Origin of the sequence: Trinickia sp. (assembly GCF_051961175.1) — a bacterium.
Lineage (GTDB): Bacteria > Pseudomonadota > Gammaproteobacteria > Burkholderiales > Burkholderiaceae > Trinickia.
The window spans coordinates 1-9,261 of record NZ_JBQCDN010000249.1 but is presented as its reverse complement, the minus strand read 5'-3'; the positions used below and the strand labels follow the sequence as shown (position 1 = coordinate 9,261).

Annotated in this window: 11 protein-coding genes; all 11 read right to left on the bottom strand. The window is 63.7% G+C overall.

Features of this window, described 5'->3' with window-relative positions:
* Positions 1 to 180 precede the first annotated feature (180 nt).
* The gene (gene hisA / locus ACTHL0_RS15280) at positions 181 to 933 is read right to left on the bottom strand and encodes a 1-(5-phosphoribosyl)-5-[(5-phosphoribosylamino)methylideneamino]imidazole-4-carboxamide isomerase (RefSeq protein ID WP_440567653.1); all 753 of its coding nucleotides are present in this window, start codon (positions 931 to 933) and stop codon (positions 181 to 183) included.
* 170 nt (positions 934 to 1,103) lie between these two features.
* Positions 1,104 to 1,742, bottom strand: a complete 639-nt coding sequence (gene hisH, locus ACTHL0_RS15275) for an imidazole glycerol phosphate synthase subunit HisH (protein ID WP_440567652.1) — start codon at positions 1,740 to 1,742, stop codon at positions 1,104 to 1,106.
* Positions 1,743 to 1,757: 15 nt separating this feature from the next.
* Positions 1,758 to 2,378: a MarC family NAAT transporter gene (locus tag ACTHL0_RS15270; protein ID WP_440567651.1), complete on the bottom strand. Its 621-nt coding sequence runs from the start codon at positions 2,376 to 2,378 to the stop codon at positions 1,758 to 1,760.
* A gap of 63 nt (positions 2,379 to 2,441) precedes the next feature.
* Positions 2,442 to 3,029: an imidazoleglycerol-phosphate dehydratase HisB gene (hisB, locus tag ACTHL0_RS15265; protein ID WP_440539419.1), complete on the bottom strand. Its 588-nt coding sequence runs from the start codon at positions 3,027 to 3,029 to the stop codon at positions 2,442 to 2,444.
* 20 nt (positions 3,030 to 3,049) lie between these two features.
* Positions 3,050 to 4,126, bottom strand: coding sequence for a histidinol-phosphate transaminase (hisC, locus tag ACTHL0_RS15260; RefSeq protein WP_440567650.1), 1,077 nt, complete (start codon positions 4,124 to 4,126; stop codon positions 3,050 to 3,052).
* A gap of 8 nt (positions 4,127 to 4,134) precedes the next feature.
* Positions 4,135 to 5,457: a histidinol dehydrogenase gene (gene hisD, locus ACTHL0_RS15255; protein WP_440567649.1), complete on the bottom strand. Its 1,323-nt coding sequence runs from the start codon at positions 5,455 to 5,457 to the stop codon at positions 4,135 to 4,137.
* A gap of 70 nt (positions 5,458 to 5,527) precedes the next feature.
* Positions 5,528 to 6,202 (bottom strand): ATP phosphoribosyltransferase, encoded by a 675-nt coding sequence (gene hisG / locus ACTHL0_RS15250; RefSeq protein WP_440567648.1) that lies wholly within the window; start codon positions 6,200 to 6,202, stop codon positions 5,528 to 5,530.
* Positions 6,199 to 7,482: a UDP-N-acetylglucosamine 1-carboxyvinyltransferase gene (gene murA / locus ACTHL0_RS15245; protein ID WP_440567654.1), complete on the bottom strand. Its 1,284-nt coding sequence runs from the start codon at positions 7,480 to 7,482 to the stop codon at positions 6,199 to 6,201. Before murA ends, hisG begins: the two co-directional genes overlap by 4 nt.
* An 85-nt stretch (positions 7,483 to 7,567) precedes the next feature.
* Positions 7,568 to 7,807, bottom strand: coding sequence for a BolA family protein (locus ACTHL0_RS15240; RefSeq protein WP_277430319.1), 240 nt, complete (start codon positions 7,805 to 7,807; stop codon positions 7,568 to 7,570).
* Positions 7,808 to 7,838: 31 nt separating this feature from the next.
* Positions 7,839 to 8,594, bottom strand: coding sequence for an ABC transporter permease (locus tag ACTHL0_RS15235; protein ID WP_440567647.1), 756 nt, complete (start codon positions 8,592 to 8,594; stop codon positions 7,839 to 7,841).
* A partial coding sequence (locus tag ACTHL0_RS15230; protein ID WP_440567646.1) for an ABC transporter ATP-binding protein occupies positions 8,591 to 9,261 on the bottom strand: 671 nt, incomplete at its 5' end. The genes ACTHL0_RS15230 and ACTHL0_RS15235, both read right to left, overlap by 4 nt.

Here is a 9,261-nt window from a genome sequence, read left to right as displayed (position 1 = left end):
GGGCCCGTCCAGCCCGGGCCCGCCGCGTCTCGCTAGCGCCAGGAGGGGGCAACTGCCGCTAAGGGGGCCGTCTGCGGCGACGCAGACGGCATAACACCGTGGCGGGCGAGGATGTCCCAGCCGTCTGGCCCGCGCCGTCGCAGCGAAACGGCGGCGGGCCGGCGGTACAAGCGCCGCGTGTCAGGCGTCGTCCGATTCGCGCAGCGTGTCGGCACGCGTTTGCGCGGCCGCGAAATCGAGATCGCCCGAGTAGATCGCGCGCCCGCAGATCACGCCCTCGACGCCCTCATCTTCGACTTCGCAGAGCGAATCGATATCGGCCAGATTCGACAGCCCGCCGCTCGCGATCACGGGAATCTTCACCGCACGCGCCAGACGCACCGTCGCCTCGATATTGATGCCCTGCAGCATGCCGTCGCGGCCGATATCGGTGTAGATGATCGACTCGCAGCCGTAATCCTCGAACTTTTGCGCCAGATCGACGACTTCATGGCCCGTGAGCTTGCTCCAGCCGTCCGTCGCCACCTTGCCGTCCTTGGCATCGAGGCCAACGATGATATGGCCGCCGAACGCCGTGCAGGCATCCTGCAGGAAACCTGGGTTTTTCACCGCGGCCGTGCCGATAATGACGTAGGACAGGCCGTCGTCGAGATAGCGCTCGATGGTTTCCAGATCGCGAATACCGCCACCGAGCTGGACCGGGATCTCATGGCCGACTTCTTCGATGATGGCGCGGATCGCCTCTTCGTTCCTCGGCTTGCCCGCGAACGCGCCGTTCAGATCGACGAGGTGCAGCCTGCGGGCACCGCGGTCGACCCAATGCCGGGCCATCGCCGCAGGGTCCTCGGAAAATATCGTCGCCTGGTCCATATCGCCTTGTTTGAGGCGCACACACTGACCGTCCTTGAGGTCGATGGCGGGAATCAGCAGCATAGCAATCGCGTGAAGTCTTGGGAGGGTTGAATGTCGGCAGCCCTCGGCGCCGGGCGTGCAATCGCCCCCGACGTCGAAAAGCCGTGTCGCTTAGTGTAGTACAACTCTTTCAAGGCGCCGCCAGCTTGCCGTGCACATCGGACGAAGACACGCAGGCGGCGGCACCGTGTTCATGGATTCCAGTCGACGAAATTACGATACACGCGCAAGCCCGTGTCGGCACTCTTTTCCGGATGAAACTGTGTCGCGAAGATGTTTTCGCGCGCGACAGCCGACGTAAACGTCGTGCCGTAGTCGGTTTCGCCCGCCGTGTGCTCGCGGTTTTCGGTAACGACGTAATAGCTGTGGACGAAATAGAAGAACGCGCCGTCCGCCACGCCCGCCCACAACGGGTGAGCGCGCGTTTGCCGCACGCGGTTCCAGCCCATCTGCGGCACCTTGAAACGCGAACCGTCGTCCTGCAGCTGGCCTTCGAGCGCGAAGCGCACGACTTTGCCCGGCAGCAGGCCGAGCCCGGGCGTCGAACCTTCCTCGCTCCAGTCGAACAGCATCTGCTCGCCGACGCACACGCCCATGAGCGGCTTGGCCCGCGACGCTTCCAATACGGCTTCCTGCAGCCCCGATTCGCCCAGGCAGCGCATGCAATCGGGCATCGCACCCTGACCCGGCAGCACGATGCGATCGGCCGCGCGAATGCCTTCCGGGCGATCGACGATCGCCACCTCCACTTCGGGTGCGGCCTTCTTCAGCGCCTGATACACCGAGCGCAGGTTGCCCATCCCATAATCCACAATCGCAATCTTTTTCATCGCTAGCAGCGCCTTTCAGCGCAAGTTAGGCAGCAACGCCTTCAATCCGTCGACGATGAACTCCACCGCCAGCGCCGACAACATCAAACCCATGAGCCGCGTACCGATGTTGATCCCCGTCTGGCCGACCCAGCGGGCGATCGGATCGGCAAGCCTGAGCGCCCCGAAACAAATGACCGCGATGACCGCGCCGATCGCCACGAGCCCGATGCGATCGAACCAGTGTCTCACGCCGGCCGAATAGACGATCACCGTACTGATCGTGCCCGGGCCCGTCAGCAACGGAATGGCCAGCGGCACCACGGCGATGCTGTTCTTCGATTCGGCCTCGTCGCGCTCCTCGGCCGTCGCGCGCGCATTGCCGACCTGCGCGTTCAACATGTTGATCGCCATGAGCAGCATGATGATGCCGCCGCCGACCTCCAGCGAACCGACCGAGATGCCGAAAAAACTGATGATCTGCTGACCGAGCAGCGTCGTGATCGTGATGACGCAAAACACCGAAATCGACGCGATGCGGATCGTGCGGCGCCGCTCCGCGTCGGAGTGCTCCGACGTGAGGCTCAGGAAAAACGGCACCGCGCCCACCGGATTGATCAGCGCCAGCAGTGAAATAAACGATTTAAGAAGATCCATCGCAAGCCGGCGCCCGCCTTCAGGCGGCGCTTCGGTCCGTCGTTCCAGCCGTTGATAGGGTCTTTACAGACTGCCCTTGGTGGACGGAATCTGCCCCGCCGCACGCTCGTCGAGCTCCACGGCCATGCGCAGCGCGCGGCCGAACGCCTTGAACACCGTTTCCAGCTGATGGTGCGCGTTGATCCCGCGCAAATTATCGATATGCAGCGTCACGCCCGCATGATTGACGAAGCCGCGAAAAAACTCGATCGACAGATCCACATCGAACGTGCCGATGCGCGCCCGCGTAAACGGCACGTGGAACTCGAGCCCCGGACGGCCCGAAAAATCGATGACGACCCGCGACAGCGCTTCATCGAGCGGCACGTAGGCATGGCCGTAGCGGCGAATGCCCTTTTTATCGCCGATCGCCTTGGCCACCGCCATGCCGAGCGTGATGCCGGTATCTTCCACGGTGTGGTGGTCGTCGATATGCAAATCGCCATGCGCCTCGATATCGAGGTCGATCAGGCCGTGACGGGCGATCTGATCGAGCATATGGTCGAGAAACGGGACGCCCGTTGCCAGCTTTTGCCGGCCGGTGCCATCCAGATCGAGCTTCACACGGATCTTCGTTTCGCTGGTATCGCGAAACACTTCCGCTACGCGCATGGAAAACCTCTAAGTGACTTTTAATTCAGCGCTTGCTGGAGTGCAGCCAGCATTTGGGCGTTTTCGGCGGGTGTGCCGACGGTCAAACGCAAGCAATTAGCAAGCAACGGCTGCATTTTACCCACGTTTTTGACTAAAACCTTCGCCTTGAGCAGCGCGGCGAAGGCGGCATCGGCATCAGGGAAGCGAACGAGCAGGAAATTGGCCGCGCTCGGGAACACGCTCGTGCCCGGCAAGGCGCTCAAGGCGGCCACCAATTTGGCACGCTCGGCCCGCAACTCGGCGGCTTGCGTCTCGAGCACATCGACATGATCGAGCATGAAATCGGCGGCGGCCTGCGTCAGCACATTCACGTTGTACGGCGGACGCACCTTGTCGAACTCCTTGAGCCAAGCCGGCGCGCCAACGAGGTAGCCAAGCCGGATCCCAGCCAAGCCGAGCTTCGAAACGGTACGCATCACCACGACGTTCCCGTAGTCGAGCACGCGGCCAATCCAGCTTTTCTGCGCGAACGGCTGGTAGGCTTCGTCGATCACGACGAGGCCACCCTGCCCCTGCGCTTGCGCGATGATCCGCTCGATGTCCGCGTCCGCGTAAAGCGTGCCGGTGGGATTGTTCGGGTAGGCCAGATAGATAATGGCCGGCCGATGTTCGGCGATCGCGGCCAGCATCGCGTCGATATCGAGCGTCAGATCGGCCCGGTGCGGCACGCCGATGAATTCGAGCTGCGCGAATTTCGCCGACATCTGATACATGACGAAGCCCGGCACCGGCGCGAGCAGCTTCGCACCCGGCTTCGCGCAGGCGACGGCGATCATGCTGATCAGCTCGTCCGAGCCGTTGCCGAGCAGCACGTCGGCCCCGCCCGGCACGCCCATGACCTGCTTGAGTTTTTCCACGAGCGCGGCAGGCCGCGGCTCCGGGTAGCGATTGAGCGCGACGCCGGCCAGCACGTCGCCCAGTTGCGCGGCGAGCGCCTCAGGCAGCGCATACGGGTTCTCCATCGCATCGAGCTTCACGAAGCCCGTTGCGTCGGCAACCGCGTAGCTCGTCATCGACAATACGTCGGGACGGATGATGTCTTGCGGTGTCGTCATGACGCGCCTCAGCCGCCTTGCTTCATTCGATATTCGGCGCTGCGCGCGTGCGCGGGCAGCCCTTCGCCATAAGCGAGCTCGGCCGCGATTTCGCCGAGCGTTTGCGCGCCCTCGGCGCTCACTTCGATCACGCTCGAACGCTTGAAGAAATCGTATACGCCGAGCGGCGACGAAAAGCGCGCCGTTCGAGAAGTCGGTAAAACGTGGTTCGGCCCAGCGCAATAATCGCCCAGGCTCTCGCTCGTGTAGCGGCCCAGGAAGATCGCGCCCGCGTGGCGAATCTCCTTCGCCCATTGATGCGGATCGAGCGCGGAAATCTCCAAATGCTCCGGTGCGATCTGATTGGCGATCGCACAGGCTTCGGCCATGTCGCGCACTTTGACAAGGGCACCGCGATCGACGAGCGAGCGCTCGATCACGTCGCGGCGCGGCATTGTCGGCAAGAGCTCGACAATCGCGTCCTTCACGCGCGCGATAAAGGCGTCGTCAGGACAGAGCAGGATCGATTGGGCCAGCTCGTCGTGCTCGGCTTGCGAGAACAGATCCATCGCCACCCAGCGCGGGTCCGTCGTGCCGTCGCAGAGTACGAGGATTTCCGAGGGGCCCGCGATCATGTCGATCCCGACCGTGCCGAATACGCGCCGCTTCGCCGCCGCCACGTAGGCATTGCCCGGGCCGCAGATCTTGTCGACGGCGGGCACCGTGCCCGTGCCGTACGCCAGCGCGCCCACGGCTTGCGCACCGCCGATCGTGAATACGCGATCGACACCGCCGAGCAGCGCGGCGGCCAACACGAGCGGGTTGCGCACGCCGTCGGGTGTCGGCACCACCATCACGATTTCCCGTACGCCGGCCACGCGCGCCGGAATCGCGTTCATGAGCACCGACGACGGATACGCGGCTTTGCCGCCCGGCACGTAGATGCCGGCGCGATCGAGCGGCGTGACCTTCTGGCCGAGCACGGTGCCGTCGGCTTCCGTGTACTGCCAGCTATGGCTGCCGCACTCGATCTTTTGCTTCTCGTGATACGCGCGCACGCGCGCCGCCGCCGCCTCGAGCGCCGCGCGCCGCTTCGGCTCGAGCCCATCGAGCGCCGCTTCCAGCTCGCTCACGGGCAGCTCGAGCGCCGCGACGCTTGTGGCTGAAAGCCGGTCGAAGCGGTTGGTGTACTCGAGCACGGCGGCATCGCCGCGCGCTTTGACATCGGCCAGAATCTGGGCGACCGAGCGGTCGATCGCTTCGTCCTCGCTCGCCTCGAAGGCAAGCACGGCGGCAAGCTTTGCGGCGAAATCGTCGGCGCTCGAATCGAGTTTGCGAATCGTCAGTGACATGCTGGTATCCGTTTCGGTAAGGCGCGTGCCGGGCGATGCGCGCGGGCACGCATGGCGGGCCCGGCCCGCGTCAGGCGCTCTGCGCCGTTTGCTGCGACGCTTGCCCGAACGCGTCGAGCAACGGCGCCAGCGCCGCGCGCTTCAACTTCAGCGCCGCTTGGTTCACCACGAGGCGCGAGGAGATCTCCATGATTTCCTCCACCTCGACCAGATCGTTCGCGCGTAGCGTGCCACCCGAGCTGACCAGATCGACGATTGCGTCGGCCAAGCCCACGAGCGGCGCCAACTCCATCGAACCGTACAGCTTGATCAGATCGACATGCACGCCCTTGGCCGCGAAATGCTCGCGCGCGGTCTGCACGTATTTCGTCGCGACACGCAGGCGCGCGCCTTGGCGCACGGCATTGGCGTAATCGAAGCCCGCCTTCACCGCCACCGACATCCGGCAACGCGCAATATTCAGATCGATCGGCTGATACAGGCCCGACCCACCGTGCTCCAGCAAGACGTCCTTGCCCGCCACGCCGAAATCGGCCGCGCCGTATTCCACGTAGGTCGGCACGTCGGTCGCACGGACGATGATGACACGCAGGTTCGGCGCACTCGTCGGAAGAATCAGCTTTCGGGACGTTTCGGGATCCTCGGTGACGTGCACCCCGGCCGCCGCGAGCAGCGGCATCGTTTCCTCGAAGATCCTTCCCTTCGACAGCGCGAGCGTCAAGGGCGTCGTATCAAGCGTACTCATGCGTCGTTCTCCGGTGCTTGCGCGGGGCGGCCCGGCACGCGGCGCACGCGCGCGCCGATCGCCGTCAGCTTTTCTTCCATGCGGTCGTAGCCGCGATCGAGGTGATAGATCCGATCGACGAGCGTTTCGCCGTCGGCGGTCAGCCCGGCGATAACGAGGCTCGCCGAGGCGCGCAGATCGGTGGCCATCACGGTGGCACCGGACAAGCGCGGCACCCCGTTCACGAGCGCCGTATTGCCGTCGATCGTGATATTTGCCCCCAATCGATTGAGCTCCTGCACATGCATGAAGCGGTTTTCGAAAATCGTTTCGACGACTTGCGCGGTGCCCTCGGCGATTGCATTGAGCGCCATGAACTGCGCCTGCATGTCCGTGGGGAACGCCGGATATTCGGACGTGCGGAACGACACGGCCTTCGGACGCTGCGCCATCCGCACGCGGATCCAGTCCTCGCCTTCCTCGATCGTGACACCGGCTTCGCGCAGCTTCATCGTGACGGCCTCGAGCGTGATCGGCCGCACGCGGCGCAGCGTGACGTCGCCGCCCGCCGCCGCCACCGCACACAGGAACGTGCCGGCTTCGATGCGATCGGGAATCACCGTATGGTGCGCCCCGTGCAGCTTCTCGACGCCTTGAATCACGAGCCGATCGGTGCCGATGCCTTCGATTTTCGCGCCCATGCGCACAAGCAACTGCGCGAGATCGCTCACTTCGGGCTCGCGCGCGGCGTTCTCAAGCACGGTCTCGCCGTCGGCCAGCACGGCCGCCATCAGCAAGTTTTCCGTGCCGGTCACGGTGATCATGTCCGTCATGATGCGCGCGCCTTTGAGACGCGGTGCGCGCGCTTCGATATAGCCGTGCTCGATGCTGATCTCGGCCCCCATCGCCTGCAGGCCTTTGATGTGCTGGTCGACCGGACGCGCGCCGATCGCGCAGCCGCCGGGCAGCGACACCTTCGCATGCCCGAAGCGGGCGACGAGCGGGCCGAGCACGAGGATCGACGCGCGCATCGTCTTGACGAGTTCGTACGGCGCGACCGGGTTGGCGACAGCGGCTGCATCGAGCGTAAGATGCGCCGACGAGCGATCCTCGCGCACGCCCATCTGCGCGAGCAGCTTAAGCGTGGTGCGCACGTCTTGCAGATCGGGCACATTCTCGAGATGCAGCGGCTCGGCGGACAACAGGCTGGCGCACAGAATCGGCAGCGCCGCATTCTTCGCGCCGGAGATGACGACGTCGCCGGCGAGCGGTCGGCCGCCTTCGATCACAAGCTTGTCCATGCTGATTTGCCCCGTTCGGGCCTCCGTGGCGACGCCGCTGCCGGCCTCGCGTGAATCTTGTGTAATACGCACTCAGGTTCTCTAATTATCCGTTCTGCCATTCCGCGGGCGTGAGCGTCTTCATGCTCAGCGCGTGGATTTCCTGCCGCATGCGCTCGCCGAGCGCCGCATAAACGAGTTGATGTCGCTGGATCAGGCGCTTGCCTTCGAAAGCATCCGAGACGATAGTCGCAAAAAAATGCTGGCCGTCGCCTTCGACTTCGAGATGGCGGCACGCCAGTCCAGCCTCGATGTATTGCTTGACCTGATCGGGGGTCGGCAACATGGTGACACTCCTTTCCGATTCAATATCAGTATCAGTAGCGCAGCTTGTAGCCCGACGCGAGCAAACGCATCGCGAGCACGGCAATCAGCGCGAAAAATCCGGTGACGACGGCCAGGCTCGCGAGCGGGTCGATGTCGGATAAGCCGAAAAAACCATAGCGAAAGCCGTCGATCATGTAGAAAAACGGATTCAGCCGCGACACCTCGCGCCACATCGGCGGCAACGTATGCGTCGAATAGAACACGCCCGAGAGAAACGTGAGCGGCATGATCAGGAAGTTTTGAAATGCCGCGAGCTGATCGAATTTCTCGGCCCAGATCCCGGCGATGAGCCCGAGCGTGCCGAGAATCGCCGAGCCGAGGACGGCGAAGGCAATAATGAAAAGCGGCGCCGCGAATTTCACGGGGATGAACCAGATCGTGACGACGAACACGCCGAGGCCGACGACCAACCCGCGCACGACCGACGCGAGCACATAGGCGCCGTACATTTCCAGATACGTGAGCGGCGGCAGCAGCACGAACACAAGGTTGCCGGTGATCTTCGATTGGATCAGCGACGACGAACTGTTCGCGAAGGAGTTTTGCAGCACGCTCATCATGACCAGGCCGGGAATCAGGAAGCTCGTGTATTCCACGCCGGGATAGACTTCAACGTGCCCGCGCAACGCGTGGCCGAAAATCGTCAGATAGAGCAGCGCCGTGATCACGGGCGCGAGCACCGTTTGGAACGACACCTTCCAAAAGCGCAGGATCTCTTTGTAGAAGAGGGTGCGGAACCCGCTCATGCCAGACCTTCCACAAGTTCAGGTGCGTTCATCAGTTGGACGAAAACGTCTTCCAGATCGGCCTTGCGCACGTCGATCTCGTCGAACGTGCAGCCGGCCGCGCGACATTGGGCCAGGATGCGCTCGACGTCGTCGTAGCTCGAAAGCCGCAGCACATGCTGACGATCACCGGGCGCGGACGGCTCGATCTCGAGCGCGCGCAGCTCCGTGGGCAGCACCCCCTCCGACAACCGCACGAACAGCTGCATCCCGGCGAAACGCTGCAGCAACGCACTCGTCCGATCGAGCGCGACCACTTCGCCTCGCCGCAGCATCGCAATGCGATCGCACAACGATTCGGCTTCTTCCAGGTAGTGCGTCGTGAGCACGATCGTGTGGCCTTCGCGGTTGAGACGCGAAATGAATTTCCAGAGCGTTTGACGCAATTCGACGTCGACCCCGGCTGTCGGCTCGTCGAGCACGATGACAGGCGGACGGTGCACGAGCGCCTGCGCGACAAGCACGCGCCGCTTCATCCCGCCCGACAGCGCGCGCATGTTCGCGTCGGCCTTCTCGGTCAGATCGAGATTGGCCATGACTTCGTCGATCCAATCGTCGTTGCGATGAAGCCCGTAGTAGCCCGATTGAATGCGCAGCGTTTCGCGCACCGTGAAGAACGGATCGAACA

Coding starts and splice junctions, on each gene's coding strand:
- hisA (WP_440567653.1), bottom strand. CDS start 933: ATGCTGCTGATTCCCGCCATCGACCTCAAGGACGGTCAGTGTGTGCGC.
- hisB (WP_440539419.1), bottom strand. CDS start 3,029: ATGCGCGTAGCGGAAGTGTTTCGCGATACCAGCGAAACGAAGATCCGT.
- ACTHL0_RS15235 (WP_440567647.1), bottom strand. CDS start 8,594: ATGAGCGGGTTCCGCACCCTCTTCTACAAAGAGATCCTGCGCTTTTGG.
- hisC (WP_440567650.1), bottom strand. CDS start 4,126: ATGACGACACCGCAAGACATCATCCGTCCCGACGTATTGTCGATGACG.
- ACTHL0_RS15270 (WP_440567651.1), bottom strand. CDS start 2,378: ATGGATCTTCTTAAATCGTTTATTTCACTGCTGGCGCTGATCAATCCG.
- hisH (WP_440567652.1), bottom strand. CDS start 1,742: ATGAAAAAGATTGCGATTGTGGATTATGGGATGGGCAACCTGCGCTCG.
- hisG (WP_440567648.1), bottom strand. CDS start 6,202: ATGAGTACGCTTGATACGACGCCCTTGACGCTCGCGCTGTCGAAGGGA.
- ACTHL0_RS15240 (WP_277430319.1), bottom strand. CDS start 7,807: ATGTTGCCGACCCCCGATCAGGTCAAGCAATACATCGAGGCTGGACTG.
- murA (WP_440567654.1), bottom strand. CDS start 7,482: ATGGACAAGCTTGTGATCGAAGGCGGCCGACCGCTCGCCGGCGACGTC.
- hisD (WP_440567649.1), bottom strand. CDS start 5,457: ATGTCACTGACGATTCGCAAACTCGATTCGAGCGCCGACGATTTCGCC.